This is a genomic window from Xanthobacter sp. ZOL 2024 (genome assembly GCF_052932325.1).
Map to the genome: position 1 here is coordinate 957,137 of NZ_CM128808.1, position 25,172 is coordinate 982,308.

At 68.0% G+C, this 25,172-nt stretch carries 25 protein-coding genes; 8 read left to right on the forward strand and 17 right to left on the reverse strand.

Going from position 1 to position 25,172, the window contains the following annotated elements:
* Positions 1-62: 62 nt before the first annotated feature.
* Together ACU4E7_RS04670 and ACU4E7_RS04675 are read right to left on the reverse strand one after the other, a co-directional pair.
* Positions 63-896, reverse strand: a complete 834-nt coding sequence (locus ACU4E7_RS04670) for an amino acid kinase family protein (RefSeq protein WP_238123260.1) — start codon at positions 894-896, stop codon at positions 63-65.
* A gap of 12 nt (positions 897-908) precedes the next feature.
* Positions 909-1,721 (reverse strand): amino acid kinase family protein, encoded by an 813-nt coding sequence (locus ACU4E7_RS04675; protein WP_238123259.1) that lies wholly within the window; start codon positions 1,719-1,721, stop codon positions 909-911.
* A gap of 381 nt (positions 1,722-2,102) precedes the next feature.
* Between ACU4E7_RS04675 and ACU4E7_RS04680 the strand changes: the two genes are divergently transcribed.
* From ACU4E7_RS04680 to ACU4E7_RS04690, 3 genes are all read left to right on the forward strand, one after another.
* Positions 2,103-3,089, forward strand: a complete 987-nt coding sequence (locus ACU4E7_RS04680) for a tripartite tricarboxylate transporter substrate binding protein (protein ID WP_447020806.1) — start codon at positions 2,103-2,105, stop codon at positions 3,087-3,089.
* Positions 3,090-3,132: 43 nt separating this feature from the next.
* Complete coding sequence (locus tag ACU4E7_RS04685; protein WP_447020807.1) at positions 3,133-3,600, forward strand: tripartite tricarboxylate transporter TctB family protein; 468 nt, start codon at positions 3,133-3,135, stop codon at positions 3,598-3,600.
* Positions 3,601-3,673: 73 nt separating this feature from the next.
* The gene (locus ACU4E7_RS04690; RefSeq protein ID WP_447020808.1) at positions 3,674-5,182 is read left to right on the forward strand and encodes a tripartite tricarboxylate transporter permease; all 1,509 of its coding nucleotides are present in this window, start codon (positions 3,674-3,676) and stop codon (positions 5,180-5,182) included.
* Between the two features lie 9 nt (positions 5,183-5,191).
* Here ACU4E7_RS04690 and ACU4E7_RS04695 read toward each other — a convergent pair whose 3' ends face one another.
* Together ACU4E7_RS04695 and ACU4E7_RS04700 are read right to left on the reverse strand one after the other, a co-directional pair.
* On the reverse strand, positions 5,192-5,923 hold the full coding sequence (locus ACU4E7_RS04695) for a GntR family transcriptional regulator (protein ID WP_238123255.1): 732 nt from the start codon (positions 5,921-5,923) through the stop codon (positions 5,192-5,194).
* 97 nt (positions 5,924-6,020) lie between these two features.
* Entirely contained in the window at positions 6,021-6,296 is a 276-nt protein-coding gene (locus ACU4E7_RS04700) for a hypothetical protein (RefSeq protein ID WP_447020809.1), read from the reverse strand.
* A 935-nt stretch (positions 6,297-7,231) separates the two neighbouring features.
* Here ACU4E7_RS04700 and ACU4E7_RS04705 point away from each other — a divergent pair.
* On the forward strand, positions 7,232-7,582 hold the full coding sequence (locus ACU4E7_RS04705; protein ID WP_447020810.1) for a Rieske 2Fe-2S domain-containing protein: 351 nt from the start codon (positions 7,232-7,234) through the stop codon (positions 7,580-7,582).
* A gap of 75 nt (positions 7,583-7,657) precedes the next feature.
* Here ACU4E7_RS04705 and ACU4E7_RS04710 read toward each other — a convergent pair whose 3' ends face one another.
* From ACU4E7_RS04710 to ACU4E7_RS04770, 13 genes are all read right to left on the reverse strand, one after another.
* The gene (locus ACU4E7_RS04710; RefSeq protein ID WP_238123252.1) at positions 7,658-8,242 is read right to left on the reverse strand and encodes a UbiX family flavin prenyltransferase; all 585 of its coding nucleotides are present in this window, start codon (positions 8,240-8,242) and stop codon (positions 7,658-7,660) included.
* 24 nt (positions 8,243-8,266) lie between these two features.
* Positions 8,267-8,794 (reverse strand): TIGR02444 family protein, encoded by a 528-nt coding sequence (locus ACU4E7_RS04715; protein WP_447020811.1) that lies wholly within the window; start codon positions 8,792-8,794, stop codon positions 8,267-8,269.
* A complete protein-coding gene (locus ACU4E7_RS04720) occupies positions 8,791-9,582 on the reverse strand; it encodes an ABC transporter ATP-binding protein (protein WP_238123250.1) in 792 nt (263 codons plus the stop codon). Before ACU4E7_RS04720 ends, ACU4E7_RS04715 begins: the two co-directional genes overlap by 4 nt.
* Complete coding sequence (locus ACU4E7_RS04725; protein WP_238123249.1) at positions 9,573-10,376, reverse strand: ABC transporter permease; 804 nt, start codon at positions 10,374-10,376, stop codon at positions 9,573-9,575. Before ACU4E7_RS04725 ends, ACU4E7_RS04720 begins: the two co-directional genes overlap by 10 nt.
* A gap of 7 nt (positions 10,377-10,383) precedes the next feature.
* On the reverse strand, positions 10,384-11,388 hold the full coding sequence (locus tag ACU4E7_RS04730; protein ID WP_447020812.1) for an ABC transporter substrate-binding protein: 1,005 nt from the start codon (positions 11,386-11,388) through the stop codon (positions 10,384-10,386).
* Positions 11,389-11,475: 87 nt separating this feature from the next.
* The gene (locus tag ACU4E7_RS04735; protein WP_238123247.1) at positions 11,476-13,077 is read right to left on the reverse strand and encodes a UbiD family decarboxylase; all 1,602 of its coding nucleotides are present in this window, start codon (positions 13,075-13,077) and stop codon (positions 11,476-11,478) included.
* A gap of 277 nt (positions 13,078-13,354) precedes the next feature.
* Positions 13,355-13,858 carry a MarR family winged helix-turn-helix transcriptional regulator gene (locus ACU4E7_RS04740; protein WP_238123246.1) on the reverse strand — a complete coding sequence of 168 codons (504 nt, stop codon included), beginning with the start codon at positions 13,856-13,858 and terminating at the stop codon, positions 13,355-13,357.
* Between the two features lie 82 nt (positions 13,859-13,940).
* Entirely contained in the window at positions 13,941-14,477 is a 537-nt protein-coding gene (locus ACU4E7_RS04745; RefSeq protein WP_447020813.1) for a MarR family winged helix-turn-helix transcriptional regulator, read from the reverse strand.
* Positions 14,478-14,689: 212 nt separating this feature from the next.
* Entirely contained in the window at positions 14,690-15,907 is a 1,218-nt protein-coding gene (locus ACU4E7_RS04750; RefSeq protein ID WP_447020814.1) for an amidase family protein, read from the reverse strand.
* A gap of 105 nt (positions 15,908-16,012) precedes the next feature.
* Complete coding sequence (locus ACU4E7_RS04755) at positions 16,013-16,822, reverse strand: SDR family NAD(P)-dependent oxidoreductase (protein WP_238123243.1); 810 nt, start codon at positions 16,820-16,822, stop codon at positions 16,013-16,015.
* Between the two features lie 21 nt (positions 16,823-16,843).
* Entirely contained in the window at positions 16,844-18,340 is a 1,497-nt protein-coding gene (locus ACU4E7_RS04760) for an AMP-binding protein (protein WP_447020815.1), read from the reverse strand.
* A gap of 1 nt (position 18,341) precedes the next feature.
* The gene (locus tag ACU4E7_RS04765) at positions 18,342-19,139 is read right to left on the reverse strand and encodes an enoyl-CoA hydratase/isomerase family protein (protein ID WP_447020816.1); all 798 of its coding nucleotides are present in this window, start codon (positions 19,137-19,139) and stop codon (positions 18,342-18,344) included.
* Complete coding sequence (locus tag ACU4E7_RS04770; RefSeq protein WP_447020817.1) at positions 19,136-19,999, reverse strand: alpha/beta fold hydrolase; 864 nt, start codon at positions 19,997-19,999, stop codon at positions 19,136-19,138. The genes ACU4E7_RS04765 and ACU4E7_RS04770 overlap by 4 nt, the downstream gene beginning before the upstream one ends.
* 423 nt (positions 20,000-20,422) lie before the next feature.
* On the opposite strand from ACU4E7_RS04770, the gene ACU4E7_RS04775 reads away from it, so the two are divergent.
* Genes ACU4E7_RS04775 through ACU4E7_RS04790 form a run of 4 tightly spaced genes read left to right on the forward strand, consistent with a single transcriptional unit; the run spans position 20,423 to position 25,136 of the window.
* Positions 20,423-21,304, forward strand: coding sequence for an FAD binding domain-containing protein (locus ACU4E7_RS04775; protein WP_447020818.1), 882 nt, complete (start codon positions 20,423-20,425; stop codon positions 21,302-21,304).
* Positions 21,305-21,306: 2 nt separating this feature from the next.
* A complete protein-coding gene (locus ACU4E7_RS04780) occupies positions 21,307-21,798 on the forward strand; it encodes a (2Fe-2S)-binding protein (RefSeq protein WP_447020819.1) in 492 nt (163 codons plus the stop codon).
* Positions 21,792-24,125, forward strand: a complete 2,334-nt coding sequence (locus ACU4E7_RS04785) for a xanthine dehydrogenase family protein molybdopterin-binding subunit (RefSeq protein WP_447020820.1) — start codon at positions 21,792-21,794, stop codon at positions 24,123-24,125. Before ACU4E7_RS04780 ends, ACU4E7_RS04785 begins: the two co-directional genes overlap by 7 nt.
* A gap of 6 nt (positions 24,126-24,131) precedes the next feature.
* Positions 24,132-25,136, forward strand: a complete 1,005-nt coding sequence (locus ACU4E7_RS04790; protein WP_447020821.1) for an amidohydrolase family protein — start codon at positions 24,132-24,134, stop codon at positions 25,134-25,136.
* The last annotated feature ends 36 nt before the right edge of the window (positions 25,137-25,172 follow it).

Consider the following 25,172-nt stretch of genomic DNA (forward strand, 5'->3'; position numbering starts at 1 on the left):
CCCTAGAGGCCGCCATGGCAGAAGTCAGGGCCGGCCCCGGACTGCTCCGGGGCCGGCGCTACTCACCGCGCGCTGGCGGCGGTGTGGATGATCGAACCCACATGCTCGCCACGCAGGGCGGCGGTGAGGCGGCCGGGAACCCGGCCGTTCACCACCTGCACCCGTTCGATGTGGCGGGCGGAGGCCATCACGTCCAGCAGCACCCGATCGAACGGCAGGCTGCCGGTGGACTTGGCGAGCTCCGCCGCGGTGGTCTCGGCAATGAGCTTCGCCTTGTCGCCCTCCGGGCCATTGGGATCGGTGGTGTAGACGCCGTCCACATCCTCGACGATGGTGAGCCCGGCCGCGCCCAGCGCATCCGCCAGCAGGAAGGCGCCGGCGTCGGCCCGGTGCAGCGGCAGGCGCGAGTTCGGGAATTCGTGGTGATGGTAGGGCGGGAACGCGCTGCCCACCACGGCACGGGCCGCTGCCAGATGGATGGCGAGCTGGCTGGCGATGGTGGGATGCTCCACATAGGACACCCCTTCCGGGGCCAGCAGCGAGGCCAGGATATGGCCGTTCTGCCCGGCCTCGCTCGCCGCCAACGGCGACAGCGAGCCCACCGGAAGCCCCAGATCGAGGCCCACGGTGTAGAGGTGCCGGGCGCGGATGCCGGCGCCGGTGAGGATCAGCAGCCGGTGCTCCGGCAGCAGCTTGCGCAGCTCATCGACGATGGGAAGAATGCCCTCCGGCCCGCGATCCATGATGGAGCGCCCGCCGATCTTCACCACCTGCAGCCAGGGCAGCAGGCGGATCGGCCGCACCCCGGCCACCGGGCGGGTGAGCTGGCCATCGAGAAGGGTCTGGCTCGCGAGCGGCGAGGCCACGTGCTTGATGCTGTTGTTGACGTCAGCCATGGCGATCTTCCCTCAGCTCGCAGTGATGATGGTGCCGACATGCTCGCCGGCAAGCGCCCGGGTCAGGTTGCCCGGCACAAGGCCGTTCACCACCTGCACCTCACGCACGTACCGCGCGGCCTTCAGCAGATCGAGCATCGGGAACTCGAGAATGGAGTCGTGCAGGCCGCGGGCCTTCATCTCGTCCACGGAGATCTTTGGAATGAAGGTGGCATCCTTGGACGTCTTCGGATTGGCCGTGTAGAGGCCGTTCTCGTCCTTCACGTAGATCATCGCCTTGCAGCCGAACTGCTCGGCCAGCAGGAAGCAGCCGGCGTCGGTCCGGTAGGGCGGGATGACACCTTCCGGAGAAGTCCGGGTCCACAGGGCGTAGGGCGGCATGCCGCTGAACACCACCGCGTTCACCTCCTGCAGGGCCAAGGCGATGGTGGACATGGCGGCGCTGCTGCCCGAGGAGATGCCGTACTTGGCCAGGAGCTGGCCCAGCATCTCGGCATTCTGATTGGCCACCGAGGCGCCGAGCTGCGCCAGGACGCCAGCCGGCAGATTGAGCTCGGCAGCGATGGAATACAGATGGCGCGCGCGGGTGCCCGCACCCGTGCCGATCAGCATCTTGTGGGTCTTGCGGGCGGAGACGATCTCCTCCACCAGCGGGTACACCGCGGCCCGCCCCCGATCGATGACACTCTGGCCGCCGATCTTGATCACCGTCGCCTCGGGCAGGATCCGGTATTCGGCAGCGCTCTCCGCCGCGGCCTGCAGTTCCGGGTCGCTCAGCGAGCGCTGCATGAGGAGTGTATCCAGCTCCTTCATCGTATTCGCCATGAATTTTCCCTTCGGGTTCTGCGCATTGATTATTTATTGGATGCGCTCAATACATCCAGAGCAAATACTATTCAATATGCTGAAATTACGTGCCATTCCCGCCGCAGGGAAGGAACGACACAAAACGCATAGCCGGACGGGAAGCGTGCGTAGCGCGCCGCGGAACCCGCCCTGATCCCGGACGTGACCAGGGCCGCAGGTTGCCGATCGACCGGTCCGGAGACGTCGGAAGCTGCTCAAAAACTGATCATGATCAGCGGTCAATCGCTCAAATTGTATAGTTGATTACTCTAGTCGCTTGTCAACGGGCTGCCGGCTGTCGTTTACTCTTCGCATCAAGCCGCCAGTCAGCGCGGGCACACGGTTCCGGGGGACCACACCATGAGCAAGTCGATGTTCACGCGGCGCACCGCCGCCGGCCTCCTCGCCGCCGCCTGCGGCGGGTTGCTGGGCGTTGGCCCGGCACTGGCGCAGGGCTACCCCGACAAGGAAGTGCGGCTGGTGGTGCCGTTCTCCGCCGGCGGCTCAACCGACCAGTTGGCCCGCATCCTGGCCGAGAAGCTCTCCGACAAGCTCGGCAAGCGCGTGCTGGTGGACAACGTGCCCGGCGCCGGCGGCAATATCGGCATGGGCATGGTCGCGCGCGCCGCACCGGACGGCTACACCCTGATCCTGGTGAGCTCCAGCTTCGTGGTGAATCCCAGCCTCTATGCCAAGACGCCCTATGATCCGAAGGCGGACTTCGCGCCCATCTCCTATATCGCCAGCGCGCCCTCCTTCCTAATCGCCAATCCCAAGCTGGGGGTGAAGACCTTCCCCGAGTTCCTGGCCAAGGCGAAGGCCGAGCCGGGAATGTTCTATGCCTCCCCTGGCATCGGCACGGCCCAGCACCTGGCGGGTGAGCTCCTGAAGAAGCAGGCGCAGATCGACATCGAACATGCCCCCTTCAATGGCGCCGGGCCCGGGGTGACCGCGGTTCTGAGCAACGAGGCGCCCATCGGCTTCGCCTCGGTGCCGTCCGCCATCCAGCATGTGCAGTCCGGTGCCCTGGTCGCCCTCGGGGTCACCACACTGGAACCCTCCGCCTCCGCCCCCGACGTGCCGCCGCTCGATAAGGTGGGCCTGCCGGGCTATGAGGTAGACCACCTTCAGGGCCTGCTGGCCCCCGCCGGCACGCCGCCGGAGGTGATCGCCAAGCTCTCGACCGCCGTGCAGGAGATCATGGCCGACCCGCAGATGAAGGAGCGCCTGGTGAAGCTCGGCTTCGTGCCGGTGGGCTCCACGCCTGCCGCCTTCGCCACCACCATCGACACTCAGGTGGCCAAGTGGAAAGGCGTGATCAGCAGCGCCGGCATCACCGCCAAGTGAAGCTCATCAGTGGCCTGTGCGCGGCCCGGCCCGAAGGACAGCCATGATCCGACTGCGCTCCGATACCCTTTGCGGCCTGCTGTTCCTCGCCATCGCCCTCGGCTTCGGCTGGGCGGCGGCGGGCTATGATCTCGGCACCGCGCGCCGCATGGGACCGGGCTATTTCCCGCTGCTGGCAGCGGCCATCCTCGGGCTGTTCGGCCTCGTCATCCTCGGGCGGGACCTCCTGGCCGCCGCCCGCGGCGCCGCCAGCACAAGCCCGGATGAGCCGGTGCCCTGGCGGCGCGGCCTGCTGATCATCGGCGCCATCGTGTTCTTCGCCGCCACCGCCGCCGGCCTCGGCCTGGTGCCGGCGCTGGCCGTCTCAGTGCTGCTGGCCTCCCGCGCGGGCGCCAACAGCTGGCGCCAGAGCCTGGTGCAGGCGGTGGTGCTCACCCTCATGTGCACCGTGATCTTCCAGATGGGCCTGGGCCTCAAGCTGCCCCTCATCGGGCCGTGGCTCGCCCTGTAGGCGACCGGGACGACTTGAACTTTTCCCCCGCGGCTCATGCTCGCGCCGGGGATGCTCTGCGGGACACTGAGGAATGGATCTGTTCCAAGCGCTGTTGACGGGCGCGGCTACGGCCTTCGCCCCCATCAACATCCTCTATTGCTTCATCGGCGTGCTGCTGGGCACCATCGTCGGCGTGCTGCCCGGGGTCGGCCCCACCGCCACCGTCGCCCTGCTGCTGCCCGCCACCTTCTCGCTCGATCCCGCCTCAGGCATCATCATGCTGGCAGGCATTTATTATGGCGCTCAGTATGGCGGCTCCACCACCGCCATCCTGCTCAACCTGCCGGGCGAAAGCTCCTCGGCGGTCACCGCCATCGACGGCTATCGCATGGCGCAGCAGGGCCGCGCCGGCACCGCCCTGGCCACTGCCGCCCTCGGCTCCTTCTTCGCCGGCACCGTCGCCACCATGATCCTGGCGGTGGCCGCCCCGGCGCTCTCGCAGGTGGCGCTGCAGTTCCGTTCCGTGGAATATTTCTCCCTCATCCTGCTGGGGCTGGTGACCTCCGTGCTCCTTGCCCACGGCTCCATCCTGAAGGCGCTGGCGATGATCGCGCTGGGCGTGCTGCTCAGCCTGGTGGGGCAGGATGTGGCCACCGGCACCCCGCGCTTCACCTTCGATCTGTTTCAGCTCTACAATGGCATTGATTTCGTTGCCGTTTCGGTCGGCGTCTACGGCATCTCGGAAATCCTGCGCAACCTGGAGAATACGGGAACCCGCAGCACAATGGTGCATGCCCTGAGCCGACTGTGGCTGACACGCAAGGAGTTCCGGGAGATCGCGGCGCCAGTGGTGCGCGGCACCGCCTTGGGCTCGTTCTTCGGCATCCTGCCGGGGGGCGGCCACGTGCTCTCCTCCTTCGCCTCCTATTCGCTGGAAAAGGCCATCGCCCGCGAGCCCTCCCGCTTCGGGCGCGGCGCCATCGAGGGGGTGGCGGGACCGGAGTCCGCCAACAACGCCGCCGCCCAGACCAGCTTCATTCCGCTATTGACCCTCGGCCTGCCGGCGCATCCCGTCATGGCGCTGATGATCGGCGCCTTCATCATGCAGGGCATCGTTCCGGGCCCGCAGGTGATCAGCTCTGAACCACAATTGTTCTGGGGCCTCATCGTCTCCATGTGGATCGGCAATCTGCTGCTGGTGATCCTCAACCTGCCGCTGATCGGCATCTGGGTGAAGCTGCTCAGCATCCGCTATGACGCGCTGTTCCCGGCCATCGTCGCCTTCTCATGCATCGGTGCGTATTCGGTGATGTCGAGCGGGTTCGGCGTGCTGCTGCTCGCCCTGTTCGGAGTGCTCGGCTATGTGCTGGTGCGGTTCGGCTGCGAGCTGGCGCCGTTCATCCTGGGCTTCGTGCTGGGCCCGCTGCTGGAAGAACATTTCCGCCGCGCCATGATGTTCTCGCGCGGCGACCCCACCGTGTTCCTGCAATCGCCGATCAGCGTGGGCTTCATCCTGCTGTCGCTGCTCGCCCTCGGGGCCATGATGATGCCCGGCTTCCGGCGCCGGCGGGCGGAGATCTTCACCAGCTCCGACGATTGAGCGCCGATCTCAGCCGGCGGGACTGTCCACCGCATAGGCGATCTGCACCTCGCGGGTGAAGATCGCCGTCCCGCTGGCGAGCGGCACGCGATCGGCGTCGCTGAGCACATAGTCGCGCACCAGCACCGGCGTATCGGCGGTGATGGCCAGGCGCGACGCGGTCTCCGCCGAGGCCGCATCAGCCCGGATCACCCCCTCGATATGGGCCACCGGCCGGCCGAGCTCCGCCAGAATGGTGAACATGGGCAGGCGCGACAGGGCATCGATGCTAAGGCGCTGGCCCAGCGCCAGCGGCAGGAAACGGATTTCCTGAACCGTCGGCACCGCATCAAGGATCCGCACCCGCTCCAGGCGAAAGACCTCTTCGCCCAATGCCAGCCGGAGCTGGTGCGCCGTTTCCGGCGACGGCGCCACCCGCGCGAAGGACAAGAGGCGGAACTCGATCTGCGAGCCGCGCGCCACCACCTCCTCATCGAACGAGCGCACCAGGCTGGTGTGCTGGGTCACGCGCACCTCGCGGCGGGCCACGAACGTGCCCTTGCCGGCGATGCGGGTGATCCGCCCCGCCGCCACCAGCGACGACAGCCCGTGCACCACCGTGTTGCGGGTCACATTGAAGCGCCGCGCCAGCTCGGTTTCCGAAGGCAGGCGGTCGCCCGGCCCGTAGGCCCCCGCCTCGATCTCGGCCAGAAGATAGCGCCGCACCTGCAGATAGGCAGGCTCCTTCCTCTCGAGCATCATCGGGGCCACTCAGTTGATTACGCAATCCACTGGCGAACCATAACCAGGTGCCACCGGAGCCGTCAAAGCGCCGCGATCCGCGCGGGTCCCCGCCGCCCTAGAACCGCCAGGCGAACGCGACGGTGGGCCCATGCATGGTCGTGTCATAGCGGAACGTCCCGGCACGCAACCCCGGCCCCTCGTAATTCTCGTAGAGATACCGATAGCCCAGGGCTGTGGAGAAGCTGTCGGTCCACAGATAGCCGACACCGAGATAGCCGGTGCTCGACAAGGTGGAGCCCACGCCAAAGCCGCCAATGTCGGCGATGGCATTGACGAACCATTTGTCGGACACCGTCCAATGGGCGAAGACCCCACGGTGGGATCGATCCACGATTGCCGTGCCGACGCGGACAGGTTGGCCGCGGTACCATAGACATTGAGCCCCACCGTGGCCTTCAGGTTCACGTATCGCGCCCCCGCCGTGAACGCCACGTCGAGATCCGAACGCCCGGTGGGCAGCTTGTAGCCGACCGCGCCGGTGGCGATGGTCTCCGTCAAGGCGACGTCCAGGCCGGCGCCATAGGTCGGCAGCCCCTGCGAGTCCGACAGCTTGGCGTAGACCAGATCGGCCAGCACGATCCATCTGTCGTTCTCGATGAAGACCGACCCCATGAGCGCCCCGTCGAGGTGGCGCAGCACCTCGGAGAAGGGCACGTCGACCGATGCCGAAGGCATGTTGCCGACGCCCACGTCGCCATTGAGCGCCGTGGCCCAGCCATAGACGGTCAGCTGAACCCTCCAATCGGAGGCTACCGGCGCGGGGGGCGCCACCGCCGGCGCGGCCGCCATATCCGCAGCACAGGCTGCCCCCGACGCGACGCCCGCCAGGGCGACAAGGCCCCATCTCAGCCACCGCGCAGCCGCGGGGCAGCGCACCACCCCCATCGTCTTGTTCATGCCTTGCCCCCGATGCAGCACGGATCCGTGCCCTGGTCAGACCTGCCGTCGCCCCGCATGGCGCCCGCCGGCACCACGCCTCATTGCATCTGGCAGACAGCACTACCATACGCCATTGGCGGCAGCCACACGCCACGCATACATCCGCGACGCCGGTCCCAAAAATGACCGTCCCGACACGGCGGGCAGGCTATTCCGGGTGTCAGATCGGAAACTCGTCATTTCACGTCGCCGCCCGGGTGCTCCGCAGCACGGCCGCGCGGCGCTCCGGGTCGGCTTTGCGACATCCCGCCCCCCGATGGCGGCATTTGAAGTGGTCCACAACTTGCGTCGTGCCCGCAACCGGATGTTTCGGGAAAGGCAAGCACCATGGCATTCACCTTCATCTGCCCCACTGATGCCGTGAGCGAAGGCGGCATGGGCTTCTTCCAGGCGGGTCGCAAGAGCGTGATGCTGGTATGGCCCCAAGGCGGGGAACTGAAAGCCTATCGTGGCCGCTGTCCGCATGCGGACGTACCGCTCAACGAGGCCACCTTCAACGGCACCGTCGTCACCTGCCCCCATCACCAGTGGGGCTTCGATGCCGTCGGTGGGAAATGCGTCACCCACCTGGTGCGCAATGCCCTGCACCCCTATCCGCTACGGATCGAGGGGAATGAGATCCAGGTGGATGTGGGGCCGGTGAAGCCCCCGCGCACCCCAGCCGCCACCGAGGCCTGAGCGGCCGGGGCCGCCGGCCATGGCGCTCGAGCCCGGTCTTCACACGAAGCGCGATCCCCTTTGGCGGGCGTCTCGCTAGCGCCCGGGCGCGGCGTCGCCGGGTTCGGTCCAGCGCCGGGTTCCCGGCAGGTGGATGTCGAACAGGTCGAGCGCCCGCGCCACCGTCTGGTCGATCACCTCGTCAAGGGATTGGGGGCGGTGGTAGAAGGCCGGCACTGGCGGCATGATCACGGCGCCGTTGCGGGTGGCCTGGGCCATGAGCTCGATATGGCCGGCATGCAGCGGCGTCTCGCGCAGCAACAGCACCACGCGCCGGCGCTCCTTCAGGCACACGTCGGCGGCGCGCACCGCCAGCTCGTCATTGTAGCTGTGCGCGATGCCGCTGAGGGTCTTGATGGAACAAGGCGCCACCAACATGCCCGCGGTGACGAACGAGCCCGACGACAGCGAAGCGCCGATGTCGCGCGGATTGTGAACGCAATGGGCCAGAGCGCGCACCTGCTCGGCGCTGTAATCGGTCTCCGCCGTCAACGTGCGCAGCCCCGCCGCTGTGAGAATGAGGTGGGTTTCCACCGTTCCCAGGGCCGCCAGAAGCTCCAGGGCCCGGATCCCGTAGATGGTGCCGGAGGCCCCGGTGATGGCGATGATGAGACGCTGCATCCTGGATCGTGGCTCCCGTTCCGCTCACCGCCCCACGGCCCGCCGGGCAACGAGGGCAAGGGCATCCATTTCCGCTTCCGCGAGGGTGCGCCCGGCAGCAGCCGCCACCACCTCCGCCATGCCAGCCCGGGCCAGCGCCTCCGCGGTGCCGGTGGCGCACGGGGCGCCGGCCAACAGCCGATCGGCGCAGGCCCCCAGGCGATCGAGCTCGATGAGCTCCGCCTCGATCTCCAGCGCCTTCACCTGCTCACGCAGCCGCTCGGTCCAGGCATCGGGCGCGGGTGCCGGCCCGGACTTCAGCCGCCGCCGCACGGTGCGCAGTCCCCCCACGATCTCCCGGTGCCACGGCGCCACCTCCCCCTGCAGATGCTTCACCCCCGCCGGATCGAGCAGGTGGCCGCGCCGCACCCCCAGAAAGGCCGCGCACAGCAGCAGGTTCACATCCACCCCGGCCCGATCCTGCAACAGCAGGCAGGCCTCGGCCACGCCAGCCTCGCCATAGAGAGCGAGCGCGAACGGGCGCAGGGTGGTGGCCGCCGCATCACCGGTCATGAGGGCAACGCGAGATCGGACCAGATGGCCTCGGTGAGGTGCGTGAAGGTGGGGTCGGAGCGCAGCGCCTTCATGTGGCGTGGCCGCGGCAAGTCCACCGCATAGTCGGCCACGATCCGTGCCGGCCGGGCGCTGAACACCACCACCCGGTCGGCCAGGGCCACCGCCTCCTCGATGTCATGGGTAACGAAGATGATGGAGCGTCGCTCCGTCTCCCAAACCCGCAGCAGTTCCAGGCCCATGGCGATCTTGGTCTGGTAATCGAGCGCACCGAACGGCTCGTCCATCAGCATCAGGTCCGGCTCATAGGCCAACAGCCGACCAAGCGACACCCGCTGGCGCATGCCGCCCGAGAGCTGCCGCGGCCAGGCATTCTCGAACCCATCGAGCCGCAGCAGGCGGATCAGCTCGGCAACACGGGCCGGCTGCTTCTGCCGCGGCGTGCCACCCAGCTCGCAACCGACCTTGATGTTGTCCGCCACCGTCCGCCAGGGCAGCAGCGCATCCTTCTGAAACATGAAGCCCACATGGGGCGGCGGGGTCGTGACGCGCGTCCCGTTCACCCGCACCTCACCCCCCGCCGGTTTCAGCAGGCCGCAGATGGCACGCAGGATGGTGGACTTACCCGAGCCGCTGGGGCCCACCACCGCCACGAACTCCCCCTCTCCCACCTGCAGCGAGACGCCGGAGATCACCTCCAGCGGCGGCGCATCGGGGCGCGGAAAGGCGATGCGCAGGTTCGCGAGTTCGGCCCGCGGCGGAGCCGAGATGGTATCCGTCAGCGCCATGTCACCACCTTCCTTTCCACATAGCCGATCAGCTGATTGGCCAGCATGGCCAACACCATCAGCACGATCAATCCGGAGAACACGCCGGTGGTGTCGAGCTGGCCACCGGAGCTTTCCACGTACCAGCCCAGCCCGCGGTTGGAACCGATGAGTTCGCCCACCACCGCGCCGATCAGCGCCAGGCCGACGCCGATGCGGAAGGAGGCCAAGATCCATGGCACCACCGCCGGCAGCAGCACCCGCCACACCACATAGAAGCGGCCCGCGCGCATGGTGCGCATCAGGTCCAGATGGTCGGGATCGATGGTCCGGATGCCTTCCATCACGTTCAGGATAAAGATGAAGACCACCATGGTGAAAGCCATCATCACCTTGGAGAACAGGCCGATGCCGAACCACAGGATGAACAGCGGCGCCAGGGCGACGCGCGGCAGGCCATAAAGTCCCATCATCACCGGATCGACCGTGCGCGCCACCTTGGGCGCCCGCGCCAGGGCGATGCCGATGGGAATGCCCACGAGGGCGGCGAGCAGCAGGCCGGCGCCGGCCTCCTGCAGGGTGGTGAGAGTGTGCACCCACAGGTCGCCGCTGGCGGCGAGTTCCCACAGCCGGACGGCGATGAGGGTGGGCCGGCTGCTCCAGAAGGGATTGAACAGAGTGCGCGCCCCAAGCTCCCACAACAGCAGCAAGGCGGCGATGAAGCCAAGCTGGGCGAGGGCGGTCGGGCTGATCGAGACCAGACGCCGGCGGGCGCTCGCCACATAACCCGGTGAGGTCGATGCGGTATCGGTCATGGCCGGCTCACTTCGCCGCGCCGATCATGATGTCGGCATAGCCCACGGGCTTCAGCTTCGGGTCTGCGGCCGCCATCATCTCCATCAGCGTCTTGAAGCTCTCCGGCGTCATCACGCCGGTGCCGGAGAGATAGCCGGCAGCCACATCGTTGGTGATGCTGTCGATGAGCACGGGATCGGTGATCTTGGGGAACATGGAGACCACCGCCGCCCGCAGCACCGCCTTGTCGGCCTTGATCATCTCCAGAGCCTTCACCACCGCACGCTGGAGCTTCGCCGCCTCGGCCGGGTGCGCCTTCAGCCAGGTGTCGGTGACAACCAGATCCTGGGCCGGATACGGCAGCTTGCGGAAATCCTCGACAATCTTGTAGGCGCCCGGCTCGGCGAGGGTGATCTGGATATCGGGCGTGGTGAACATGCCGGCGTCGATGACCCCTGCCTGCAGCGCCGCCCGCTGCGGCCCGGCGCGGCCCACGGCGATCAGTTGCACGTCCTTGTCCGGATCGAGCCCGGCCGCCTTGAGCGCATACCGCAGCGTGGTGTCGGTGAGGCTGCCGGCGGAGGTGATGCCGATCTTCTTGCCCTTGAGGTCAGCCAGAGAAGTGGCCGGCGCGTCCGCTCGGGAGAGCAGCGCATAGCTGTGGGTGTCGGCCAGGGCCACCAGAACCTTGCCGCCCAGCCCCTTCTCCTCCAGATGCACCGCATGATCACCGGCGCAGATGCAGGCATCGATACTGCCCGAGGCCAGCGCCTGGGCCGCCGGGGCGCCCCCCTTGAAATCGAGCCGCTCGTATTTCAGGCCCTCGGCCGCGAACAACCCCTTCTGATCGGCGACAACGATGGGCAGGGAACCGGCCGAGGTCTGCGCCGCGCCGAGGGTGATGGTGGTCTGCGCCTGCGCAAGCCCCACGGGAGAAAGGCCGCCGACCAGCACCAGCACGGGCAACGCTCGGCGCAGCGCGTGCCAGGACGGCGATAGAGGAAAGCCAGGCAAGGAACGATGGAAGTTCATGGGTTCGCCCTCTTTCGATCTGATGGGGGATGTCTTCGAGGCGGGGTTTGACGGGGGCCGAAGAGACGGCACCGGCCGGCGCGGGAGTCAGCTCCCCGGGGCCTTCGCGGCGAAGGCCGATCCCCGCAGGCACATGCGGCCACGCGGGTCCTGCCACAGCCGTTCAGTGGCATGCAGATGCCCCAGGGCCCGCGCCACCACCGGAAAGTCATAGGAGGAGAAAGCCTCGGCGATGTCCGTGTAATAGCGCGGCGCGCTGCCAATCATCTCGGCGATGGATTCAGCAAGCCGCTCCACCTCCGCCGCATCAGCAACGCTGCCGGCGGCATCCGCCTTGCCGGCCACATAATCGGCCACCTTGGCGGTGTCGGCATAGGCATAGGCGATACGCTCATAGCGTTCCTTGGGAATACCCTCGGAGATGGTGGCATCGATGCCCACCTTGGCGGTGGTGGGCACCACACCGGGCGGGGTCGGCGGCAGGCTGGGATCCAGCGGCTTGCCGCGGGCGCCGGGGATGATGACGATGTCCTTGTCACCCTGGACACGGGTGGCGATGGCCCATTCCACGTCGGTGGGATTGAACACATCGATATCGTCGTCGACCACCACCACGTGCTTGAGATCCATCACCGAGAGGGCCGCGAGCAGGGCATTCTTGCCTTCGCCCGCCTGCTTCTTGATGGAGACCACCGCATGCCAGAAGGCACAGCCGCCGAGGGTGACGTTGATGTCCTTCACCTGGACGCCGGCGGTCTTCAGCGCCTGGCGAATGGCGGCATAGCGGGTGGGCGCCGCCAGCCAGGTGTTCTCCCACGGCATGTGCAGCGCGTAATACACAGCGTCCTTGCGCATGGAGATGGACGTGATGCGGACGATGGGGTTCCAATGGAGCCCGCCCATCAGCCGAGTGAACTCGCCGAACCGCCCTTCAGGATAGACCCAGCCGGTCGGCAGGATCTCGCCTTCGAGCACGATCTCGGCATCGGCGATATAGGGCACGTCGATGGTGCGGCAGGGAGCCAGTTCCACCGGCCCGCCCCGCAGCCCGCCCGAGATGGCCATCTCGTCAACACCGAGCGGTGCGCGGAAGCCCGAGCCCATGATTTCATAGGGATGGGTGCCGATGGAGATGGAAATGGGGCACGGCCGACCCGCCTCATAGGCCCGCTGCGCGAACAGGCGCATGTTGTTGGGCGTGACGATGTCGATGCCCGTGAGGTTCCGTTCCTTGACGATGAAACGGTAGATCCCGGCATTGAGCCCGTATTCGGGATCGCGGGCAATCACCACGCCGGCGGTGATCATCGGCCCGCCGTCGTAGATGGAGCTCATGGGGATGGGGAGCTTGTAGAGGTCCACCTCCGCTCCCTCCATCACCAGCTCCTGGGTGGGCGAGGTGGCGACGCGGGCGGGCGCGATCGGCTGGTCGATGGCCGCTTTCAGCTTGGCCTCGATCTGCGGATAGGCTGTGCAGCCCAGCGACATGATGGCCCGGTGCTGGGTGCGGATGATGCCCGAGACCACCGGCACGTCGTAGCCGATGACGTTGTGGAAGAAGAGCGCCTTGTCGGACTGGTCCACCAGGGTGGCGATGTGGCGGATGTCGATGGGCTGCCTCAGGTCGATCAGCTCACCCGCATCCCGCAGGCGGTCGAGGAAGCCGCGAAACGTTTCCTTGTCGTGCATCTACGCGCTCCGCTTGTGCCACGTGAGGTGGCCGCTTCGTTCAGCAGACCGGGCGGCACGCCACCACCCGGCATTTCATCAGTGTGCGGATGATCTAGTTCTACAGGCCCGCACCACGGCGCGGCGTGCCGCGCACTCGGGTCACCAATCAGGGGTGCTGATCTGTCTTTCTGGAATAGAGGGCCGAGCGGAACCAAAGTTCGCGCCTCGAATACAGGACAGTTTACATAGCTTGCTATGCAAGTCTAGAGACGCGCCACGCTGAAATTTTGAGCAGTCACGGCCGTGCTGATGGGCTGCCGCGCCAGGGATCCTGCTCCAGCCGCCGGGCCATGGTCGACAGGATGCCGCGCAGCACCTCACTCGTGTCATGATCCAGATCGGCCAGGGCGAGGCGGTTGATGTCCATCACGTTCTGCACGGCGGCCTGCGTCAGGGCCGCACCGCGCGCGGTGAGATGGATGGTGGCCTGCCGTCCATCGGCCACGCTGGGCCGGCGGGTGATCAGCCCGTCGCGCTCCATGCGTTTCAACGTGTTGGCCATAGTGGCCTGCTCGATGCGCACGGCCTCGCACAGGTCGCGCTGGCTGAGCCCATCCCGCGCCAGCAGCTCCAGCGCCACCGGATACTGGCCCGGCGCCATGCCGTCGGAACCATTGCGCGCCTTGAGGGACTGCGCCATGAGCCGGGCCACCAGACTGATGAGATAGCCCAGCGTCATGCCCTGCAGGGGATCAGCCTCGATCTCTTCGGCTTCCGCCCTGTCGCAGGGCGCGCTCACATGATTCACAATGCCCGCCCCTATGCCGTCCGGCAACCACCGTGACGCGCGCATCGCCCTGAGGCAAGAGGACCGCAGCCCCCTAACGGATCGGCGGAGGGGGCCGGCGCCGGCGGCTGGCCGCCGCGACGCGGAGGCCGCGCGCCGTACGTGGGGGAATTTCCATCATCTTGCGCAGCAGATGCACCAGGCGGGCGCGTTCACTGCGCGTCAGCGCGGTCAGGGTCTCCTCGGTGATCTCTTCCGCCACCGCCTGCGCCGCCTGGATCGCCCGCACCCCCTCCTCGGTCAGCGCCAACCACTGGCGGCGCCGGTCGTTGGGATCGTCGGTATGGGTGATGAAGCCTCGGGCGCGCATGCGCTCCACCACCCCGTTCACGGTCGCGGAATCGAGAGTCAGCAGCCGCACCAGGTCGCTCTGTGAGCAACGGCCCACCTCATGGAGCTTGGCGAGGGTGGCGAACTGGGTCTGCGTCAACCCCTCCACCATGTGGGCGGTGAAAATGGCGGTGTGATACTGGACCGCAAGACGCAGAACGAAGCCGATCTGATCGTCGAGATGATAAGGCCCCTCCTCATCAGCAACCACGGGAGAGGGAGGCAAGGCCGGCACTGTCATCGAGCACAACTCTTTGGAAGGGACCGCGGCGAAGGCCACAACAGGCCAAAAAGCCAAGGCCCGAGGTTGTCAGGTCGGGGGCGTCAGATCCTGAGAGGGCCACGTCCCGTGGCAGCCCGGCGCTGAGGCAGCCAGATGCGGACGGTGCCAAATTCCGATGCTACCGGGTTCTGAGGCTGCCAGATTCTGAAGTGTCATGTGGCGGATTCGGATTAGACGTGAGTGGGAATGTTATCAGGTTCACCTGCGCGGTACTGGTGCAAAGTGCGCAAATGCGCGGTGGCCGCGAACAGCCGGGCATCTGCGCCATGGGCCGCGATTGCCTGAATGCTGGCGCCGGGCATGCCCGATGCGGGCCAGACCAGTGCCGGGGCGCCGATGATGTTGGCGAAGCAGGTTCCTGCAAGCAGCACCGACAATACGGAGAGGCGCCGCACCTCCAGCTCCAGGTGCGTCGCTCCCCGGGCCGGCACCGGCACCAGCAGCGTGGGGGTCAGCAGCAGATCCACGCGGGCAAGGAGCCCGCCGTAGGTCGCACGCGCCGCATCGGCTGTGGCCCGCGCTGCCTCCACGTCCGCGACTTTCGGATCAAAACGCAGGGCCTCACGGGCGGCTTCTCCGAGCTGCGCCAGGGCGGGGCGCGGCAGGCGATCGTAGAGCGGGTGCGCCTCGGCCAGCACCAGAATGCCGAAGGCCCGCACCAGCGGCCCCGCAGCTGGCGGCGTCCAGGGCTCCACCACGTGCCCGGCCGCGACGAGAGCGCCCGCCAGCTGCTGCAGCGGCGCCAGGCATCGCGGGTCCGCATAAGACGGGAGGCCGGTGGCGACGGCGATCCGCAGGCGGCCCATCGGCGCGGATGCGGCAACCGCCGCGTCATCCAGCAGCACGGCGGCGGCGCTGCGCAACTGGTCGAAGTCGCGCCCCATCAGCCCGACATGGTCGAGACGCGACGCCAGCGGCTCCACACCGTCCATCGGCACCCGGTCGAAACTGGGCTTGAAGCCCAGCAGGCCGGTACAGGCGGCCGGAACGCGCACGCTGCCGCCGGTGTCGGTGCCAAGGGCGAGATCGGCGAACCCGGCCGCCACCGCCGCCGCGGCACCGCCCGACGAGCCGCCAACCATCCGCCCCGGCCAGACCGGGTTGGTCACCTCCGGCGTGGTCATGCCGAAGCCGCCGGCGTCGGTGCGCGTCATGCCGACGAAGCCGGCGCCGGCGGTCAGCAGCCGGCGGACGGCGGAGGCGGTGACGCCGCCCCGCCGGTCCGCATAAAGCGGATGGCCGGCGGTGAACGGCTCCCCGCACACCGCAATATTGTCCTTCACGCACAGCCGCACCCCGGCCAGCGGGCCCGAGCCCCCAGCTGGAGCCGGCTTCAGGGACAGCATGGCCCCGTAGGGATCAAGCGCAGATGTCATCTCAGACGCCATGGCGAACATCCCGGCCGCGCACCATCCGCGCGGTGCGCCAAAGCAAAGGGGCGCGTGGCGGCCGCACGGCCACCACGCGCCAGGACAGGGACGGCGTAACGGGGATCAACGATCGCGGGAGCGATCCATCAGGGCCTTATCCTGACCGCCGTCCACCTCGATCATGGTGCCGTTGGCGAAGAAGGCACGCGGCGACGCGAGCATCACCACCAGATCCGCCACCTCCTCGGTCTCGGCGATGCGGCCGAGGGGGATGGAGGACGGCGCCAGCTTGTCGGCATCCTCCAGCGAGATGTTCATGTCACGGGACATGGCCTTCACGAGCCCCGCCCAACGCTCGGTGCGCACCGGGCCCGGGTTCACCGCGGCGAGGCTGATGCCGTACTTGCCATACTGGCCGGCCAGCGACTTGGTGAGGTTCTGGCCCGCGGCATTGGCGGCGCCGGGGGCGATCTCCCAATAGGAGGGCTTCACACCGTCGTTGCCGATGAGGTTCACCACCCGGCCGCCGCCCTGCTTCACCATGATCGGCAGCGCATAGCGCAGGCAGCGCACATAGCCCATGAACTTGAGCTGCAGGGCCTGCGCCCACTGCTCCTCGGTCAGGGTCTCGATGACGCCGCCCGGTGCGGAGCCGGCGTTGTTGACCATGATGTCGACGCGGCCGAGCGCCTCATGACCCTTGGTGACGAACGCCTTGGCGTCCTCGTCCTTGGTCAGGTCGGCGGGAATGGCCACCACCTTGCGGCCGGTGGCATCGGCGATTTCCTTGGCGGTGGCTTCAAGCACATCCACGCGACGGCCACAGATGGCCACGTCGACCCCCTCGCGGGCGAGGCCGAAGGCGATCGCTTTGCCGATGCCTTCGCTGCCGCCGGTCACCAGGGCCGTCTTTCCTTCAAGCTGCAGGTCCATCTCGTCTCGTCTCCGGTTCGGTTAGGCGCGGTTGGTGAACAGGTCGGCATGGGCCGCGCGCAGGTCCGCTTTGAGGACCTTGCCCATGCGATTCCGGGGGATGTGGGAAACGGGAAGAATGCGCTTCGGCACCTTGTAGGCGGCGAGGGTGTGGCGCAGCGCGGCGATCAGGGCCGGTTCGTCCACCGGCGCGCCCTCCACCACCGCGACGACGCCTTCGCCGAAGTCGGGATGGGCGACGCCGAACACGGCGGATTCCCCGCCCGCCAGCAGCGCATCAAGCGCATCCTCGACTTCCTTGGGATAGACATTGAGACCGCCGGTGATGACGAGATCCTTGGAGCGGCCCAGAAGCCGCACGCAGCCGGTGGCGTCGATCTCGGCGATATCGCCGGTGATGAACCAGCCATCGGCCGTGAAGGCCTCGGCATTGGCATCCGGCCGGTTCCAATAGGCGGAGAAGACATTGTGGCCGCGGGTTTCGAGCCCACCCACGGCATCGTGGCCGGCGACGCGGCCATCCGCCTGGCGCACGCGGATCTCCACCCCAGGCAGGGCCCAGCCCACGAAGCCGGTGCGGCCTTCCGTGCCGGCGGGAATGGCGGTGACGATGGCGGTCTCAGTGGCGCCATAGCGCTCGACGATGTGCACCCCGGTCTCGGCGGCGAAACGCTCGGCGATCTCCAGCGACAGGGGCGCCGAACCGCTCACCGCGAGGCGCAGGCTGCGCGCCGCCGCCTTCAGCCCCGGCTCCTTCAGCAGGCGCCCATAATGGGTGGGCACCCCCATGAACACCGTGGCCTCAGGCAGAGCGGCGAGCGCGGACGCCGCCTCGAACCGATCGAGGAACAGGATGGAGCCGCCGGCCACCAGCAGGCTGTTCACCGCCGTGAGCAGGCCGTGGGCGTGATACATGGGCAGCACGTGCAGCAGCCGGTCGGCCGGCATCAGCGCCCACACCCTGGCCAGCGCTCGAGCGCTTTCGGCCAGGTTGCCATGGGTGATGCAGGCGCCCTTGGGCTTGCCCGTGGTGCCCGAGGTATAGAGCAGTGCAGCAGCGTCATCAGCCGAGACAGGCGCCACCGCCGCGAGCGGCGCAGCTGCGGCGATGGCGGCCCCGAGGGTGCCGGACAGGTCCGGCCCCAGGGTCTCGATCCGCACGCCGGGCAGCACCGACGCGACATGGGCTGCGGCCTTGGGGGCGCACACCATGAGCCGCGGCGCGGCGTCGCCCACCAGACCGGCCACCTCGGCGTCCGTGTAAGCCGTGTTCAGCGGGTGCAGCACGGCACCGATCTGCAGGCAGCCGTGGGCCAGCAGCAGCACCTCCTCGCCCTTCTCCAGCTGGAACGACACCCGGTCGCCCCGGCCGACACCCAGGCGCAGCAGCGCTTCTGCGGTCTGGCCGACGCGGGCACGCATCTCGGCGGAGCTGCGCTCGGGGCCGGCCTCGAAGCGATAGGCGCGACTTGCCGGATCGCGCCCCTCATAGAGCGCGTGGAGCAGGTTTGCGGTCATGTCATGACCCCCTGAAGACCGGCGCGCGCTTCTCGGCGAACGCGGCGCGCCCTTCGCGATAATCGACGCTGGCATCGGCACGGGCGCCCGCCGCCACGGCGGCCTCCCGGCTCGTGGCAGGATCCCCGGCCAGGGCCCGCAGGGCCTCCTTGGCGGCGCGGATGGTCAAGGGCGCGTTGGAGGCGATCCGCGTGCACAGGGCGCGGGCGTCCGCCTCCGCCGTCTCCGTCGGCACCAGCTGATGCACGGCGCCGCTGCCAAGGGCGGCGGCCGCCGGCACCGGATTGGCGGTGAACAGGAGCGCAGCGGTGGCGGCAGGACCGAACACCCGGCGAAATCGCTCGATACCTCGCATGTCGTAACCGAGCCCGAGCCGGGCCGCCGGGACGCAGAACACCGTTTCTGCCGTGGCGAGGCGCAGATCGCAGCTCGCCGCCAGCGAGGCGCCGGCGCCGTAGCACGGACCCTCCAGCAGGCACAGCACCGGCTGGGGAATGGCCTCTACCTTGCGGCAGGTCTCCTCCACCAGGTCATCGTAGCTCGCCGCATTGCCGGCGCCGGAACGGGCGCTGGCGAAATCGGAGATGTCAGCGCCGGCGGAGAAGAAACCCGGCGCGCTCGTCAGCAGCACCACCCGCACGGCCGGATCCGCCCCCACCTGATCGGCAAAGGCCGCGATCTCCGCCCACATGGTGGCGGAGATGGCGTTGCGCCGCTTCGGATTGCTCAGCCGCAGCACCGCCAGGTGCTGCTCTGGCTCCCGGGCAATGGCGACGTGGGGGGTGACGTGCGGGCTCATGCGCAGGCCTGCGCCAAGCGGCGATGGGACATCCAGGTGCCCCCTTCGCTGGCCGCGAACAGCTCCGCCAGCGCCGCATTCACCGCCGCCGGCTCCTCGCTGGTGATGGTGTGTCCGGCGCGCGGCACCACCAGCAGGCCGGCGGTGGGCACGGTGCGCTTCAGGAACAGGCTGCCGTCAAGGCAGGGAAAGTCTTCGTCGCCCACCACCACCAGCAATGGCGGCTGAAAGGCTTCGAGCTCCGCCTTGAGATCCCAAAGCGTGGGCCGCTTCAGCTGCAGGTTGAGCATGGTGAGAGCCGAGCCAACCCCGGAATGCTCGGCCAGCATGGCTTCGAACTCGGCGAAGCCGCGCGGATCCTTGGCCTCGAAGGTGAGCCGCATGGGAGCGCGGGCGTATTTGGCCGCCGCGACCGCAATCGGCTCGTTCTGGAACATGGCGGCGATGTCTTCGCACGCCTTCACCGAGGCATCCCGCTCCGCCGGGGACGAGCCCCAGCCGCAACCCAGCGCCGCCACCGACAGGCAGCGATCCGGGTGATGCAACCCCACATGCAGGGCGCTGTAGGCCCCCATGGAGTGGCCCACCACATGGGCCTTCTCGATGCCGAGACCATCCATCACCGCCAGGATGTCGCGGCGGGCGATGTCCTGCCCGTAGGCATCGGGATCGGTCGGCACATCGGACGGCAGATAGCCCCGCGCCGCAAAGCTCACGCAGCGGTGGGAACGGGAAAAGAAGCGCATCTGCGGTTCCCAGGACCGATGATCCCCGGCGAATTCATGCACGAACACGATAGGCGTGCCCGCCCCCGCCTCTTCCACATGGAGCGCAATGCCATCCGAGGTGCGAACACTCATTCCCGCCTCCTTCATTCCGGCATCGACGCTAGATATTTTATCACTTGCGTACAAGTGATTTTTGAGCGCGCCGAAAACCTTCGCGAGGCCCCGCCCAAACAGCAGGCAGCGCGAACTCCGCGATTTCCGCGGCGCACCGGAAAGTCGCTATTATCTTATTATATATACGTGAAATATTGGCGCATCGCACAATCGGCGGAAGCACTTGCGAAATGGGCAGACGCACGAAGTTCGGGCATATCTATGCATTCATTTTCGGCATCTTTTGCGATTGAAGGCGAAGCATCATTTTGCTAGCGTGCAAGTCATTACGCCGAAGATTGGCGTGCCATGATGGGCCGCCGCCCCGCCCCGGCGGACACCCCCGGTGACCGCATGCGGTCACGTTGGGCGCCCTCGCAGGTTCGTGCCGGGAGAAGTTGCGTGAAGCTTCCGCCGCTCCAATACGTCCGCGCCTCGAGCGTCAGCGAAGCCGTCGACCTGCTGGTTCAAGGCGCGGGCGACGCGCGCATCCTCGCCGGCGGACAGAGCCTCATTCCGGTGCTGGCGTTCCGCCTCGCCGCCCCCGCTGTGCTGGTGGATATCGGCGGCATCGCGGACCTGAAGCGCATCGACATCACCGACGAGACGGTGACGCTCGGGGCGCTGGTGCGCTGGGCGGATATCGAGCGCAGCACCGCCCTCAAGGCCCATATGCCGCTGCTGCCGGCGGTGATGGCCCATGTGGCCCACTACCAGATCCGCAATCGCGGCACCGTAGGGGGCAGCCTCGCCCATTGCGATCCGGCCGCCGAGATGCCGGGCCTCGCGGTCACGTGCGACGGCACCATCATCCTCGAAGGCGCCTCGGGCCGTCGGGAGGCGCCCGCAGTTGATGTGCTCACCGGGGCCCTCGCCGCCGAGATCGCAGAGGATGAGATGATCGTCGCCCTGCGCTTTCCCCGCTGGCGGCCCGGCCACTGCTGGGGCTTCGCCGAATTCGCCCGCCGCCAGGGCGATTTCGCCATGGCCGGCATCATCGCCCATTTCGACCGGGATGCGGATGGCGCCGCCCGGGACGTGCACATCGGCGTCATCGGCGCCACCGATCGGCCGACCCGCCTTCCCCGTGCGGAAGCCGCGCTCGAAGGGCGGGTCCCGGACGCCGCGGCCATCGGCAAGGCCTGCCGCGCAGTCGAGGACGAGGTGGAACCGCCCGAGGACATTCACGCCAGCGCTGCCTATCGCCGCGCCCTCGCCGGGGTGATGGCAAACCAGGCACTGCGCCAGGCCGCCGGCCTGCCCGCCACGGCCAACGGACAGTGACCATGGACGAGATCGACATCACCCTCACCGTCAATGGCACGGCGCACATCCTTTCGGTGTCGCCCCGCACCACGCTCGCGGACGCGCTGCGCCAAGGCCTGGGGCTCACCGGCACGCATGTGGGCTGCGAGCACGGCGTATGCGGCGCCTGCACCGTGATTGTCGACGGTGCCGCCATGCGTTCCTGCCTGATGCTGGCGGCCCAGGCGGAGGGCCACGCCATCACCACCGTGGAAGGGCTCGGCAGGCCCGAGGCCCTCGGCCCGCTCCAGGCGGCGTTCCGCAAGCATCATGCCCTGCAGTGCGGCTTCTGCACCCCGGGCTTTCTCACCACCCTCCACGCCCTTCTGACCGAGGAACCGGACGCCGACGCCGAGCGCATCCGCGAGGTGGTCTCCGGCAATCTGTGCCGCTGCACCGGCTATGTGGCCATTATCGAGGCCGCCCTCGAAGCCCGCGCGGCCTATGGCCACCAGGAGGCTGAGGCATGCTGACCGGCATCACCTTCCCCACCGATGCCGCGACGCCGGTCACCGGCACCCCGGTGGAGCGCCTGGAAGATGCGCGGCTGCTGACCGGCACCGGCTGCTTCGTGGACGATCTCACCCGGCCCGACCTTTTGCACGCCGTGGTGCTGCGCTCGTCCATGGCCCACGGCCGCATCATCGCCATCGATGCCTCTGCCGCCCTGGAGCTGGACGGCGTGGTGGCCGTCTTCTCCGCCGCCGATGTCGCCTCGGACGGCGCCGTGCCGCTCATTCCCATCCGCCTGGCCCCGTTCCCGGAATCCCAGGCGTTCCGTCAGCCGGTGATCGCCGTCGACACGGTGCGTTATGTGGGCGAGCCGGTGGCGCTGGTGGTGGCCACCTCCCGCGCCATCGCTGAGGACGCCCTGGAGCTGATCGAGCTCGACATCGACACCCTCGAGGCCGTGGCCAGCACGGGTGCGGCCCTGGCGGCGGAGAGCGACGGGGTGCTGTTCCCCGAGACGGGCAGCAATCTGGTGCTGCGCTATACGGCGCAGATGGGCGATGCCGACACCGTCTTCGCCAACGCCCCCTATGTGCGCACCGAGCGCTTCTCCACTCAGCGCCACAGCGCAGTGCCCATGGAGACCCGCGGCCTTCTGGCCGAATGGGACGCGGAGCATGGCCACCTGTTCTTGAGCGGCGCGGCCAAGGTGCCCTATTTCAACCGGCGCGCTCTGGCCGAGGCCCTCGGCCTCGGTCTGGATGAGATCGACCTTCTGGAACAGGACGTGGGCGGCGGCTTCGGCGTGCGCGGCGAATACTATCCGGAAGACTTCCTCATCTGCTTCGCGGCCCGCCGGCTCGGCCGTCCGGTGAAGTGGATCGAGGATCGCCGCGAGCACTTCATGGCCACCAACCATTCGCGGGAGATCACCTGCGAATTGTCCATCGCCTGCGCGCGCGACGGCACCATCCTGGCGCTCGCCGGCCGGCTCGACGCCGACATGGGGGCCTATATCCGCACCAACGGCGGGGTGGTGCCGGCCAAGGCCGGCCAGTTCCTGCCGGGCCCCTACCGCATCCGCGACATCCATGTGGACGTGAGCCTCGTCGTCACCAACAAGACCCCGGTGGGCACGTATCGCGGCCCTGGGCGGTTCGAAGCCAACTTCTTCCGCGAGCGGCTCATCGACATGGCGGCCGCCGATCTCGGCCTCGACCCGAATGTGATGCGCGCGCACAACCTCATCACCGCTGCCGACATGCCGTGGGATGCCGGCAAGCTGGTGCCCTATGAGGCGGAAACCTCTTTTGATACCGGCGATTACCCGGTCACCCTCGCCCGTTGCCTGGAAGAGATCGGCTGGGAGAAGAACAAGCATCTGCAGGGCGCCTTTATCGATGGCCACTACCATGGCATCGGTGTCGCCTGCTTCGTGGAGAGTGGCGGCGCCGGCCCGCGGGAGAATGCGCGCATCACCCTCGAAACCGACGGCACCCTCACGGTGGCGGTGGGCTCGTCCTCGGTGGGCCAGGGCATCGAGACCGCCCATGCCCAGATCGCCGCCGACGCCCTCGGCCTGCCCCTCGGCAAGGTGCGGGTACTGCATGGCTCCACCACCCTCTTGCACGAAGGCTTCGGCACCTATCATTCGCGAGCCGTGATCATGGGCGGCTCGGCCATCCTCGATGCCGCCACCAACCTCAAGGAGCATCTGGTGGCGGCCGCCGCCAAGCGCCTCGGCCTGCCCAATACCCGGCTGGTGGTGGAGAACGGCGGGGTGGGCAGCGGCGACCTCTTCATCTCCCTGGCCGACCTCGCCACGGACGGACCGTTCAGCGCCGATGGCACCTTCGCCAACACCACCCGCACCTACAGCTATGGTGCCCATGCCTGCCATGTGGCCGTGAACCCGCAGACGGGGGCGGTGAAGATCCTCGATTTCGTGGCGGTGGAGGATGTGGGCCGCGCCATCAATCCGCTCATCGTCCATGGCCAGGCCATCGGCGCCATCGTGCAGGGCCTCGGCGGGGTGTTCCTCGACCATCTCGTCTATGACTCCGAGGGCCAGCTGCTGAACGCCTCCCTCGCCGATTATCTGCTGCCCACCGCCACCGATTTTCCCAACGTGCGCGCGGTGACGCTGGAGCTCCACCCTTCGCCCACCAATCCCCTCGGCGCGAAGGGCGCGGGCGAAGGCGGCATCGTCGCCGTCGCGGGCGCGACCGCCAATGCCGTGGCGGCCGCGCTCGCGCCCCTCGGTGTCACCATCACCGATCTGCCCCTCACGCCGCCACGCCTGTGGCAGCTCATCTCAGACGCCCGCGCCGCGGCCGAACCGGAACACTGACGCGCCATGCCCATCGACGTCCATGCCCATTACGTGCCGCCGCAGCTGCTGAGCGCCATCGCCGATCGTGGCGCACAGATCGGCGTGACACTGCTGCCCTCCCCCGATGGCAAGCCCCCGGCGCTGGCCTTCGACTATGGCTTCAAGGTGCGCCCCATGTTCCCCAAGCTGGTGGAGGACGTGACGGTGCGCCGCGCCAGCCTCGACCGCCAGGGGCTCGATCGCCAATTGGTGGCCACCTGGCCGGACATCTACGGCTATGGCCTTGGCGCCGGCCCCTGCACCGCCTGGCACCAGATGCTCAACGACACGCTGGCGGACTGGTGCGACACCCATGCCGACCGCTTCTCCTTCGTCGCCTCGGTGCCGCTGGTGTCGGCCGCCGATGCCGCCGCCGAGCTGGAGCGGGTGGAACGGCTGGGCGCGGTGGCGGTGATGGTGCCGGCCAATGTAGAAGGCACCAATCTCGGCGATCTCAACCTCGATGCCTTCTGGGCTGCGGCCGAGCGCCTGAAGCTGCCGGTGGTGCTGCATCCGGTGCTCACCGGCCCGGCCCCGCGCGCCGCCAGATATGCGCTGACCCAGGTGGTACAATACACGTTCGACACCACGCTGGGCCTCGGCTCGCTGCTCGCCACCGGCGTGCTCGACCGGTTCCCCGGCCTGAAGCTGGTGATCTCCCATGGCGGCGGCGCCTTCCCCTATCTCATCGGCCGGTTCGACGTCATGTACGGCCGCGTCGACCATGCGGCGCAGGGGGTGACCGCCCGCGAGGCGCCCTCCGCCTATGCGCCGCGCCTCGCCTACGACACCATCGTGCATGCGCCGAAAACGCTGCGCTTCCTGGCCGAGACCATGGGCCTCGACGCGCTGGTACTGGGCACCGACGAATCCTTCCCGCCGGCGGATCTCGACCCGCTCGGCCACCTGAAAGAGGCCGGCTTCTCCGCCGCCGAGATCGAAGCGATCAGCGAGGCCACGCCCCGCAAGATTTTCACGCGCATCAAATAATAAAACGACCTTCCAGATAAACCATAAGGGGATCAG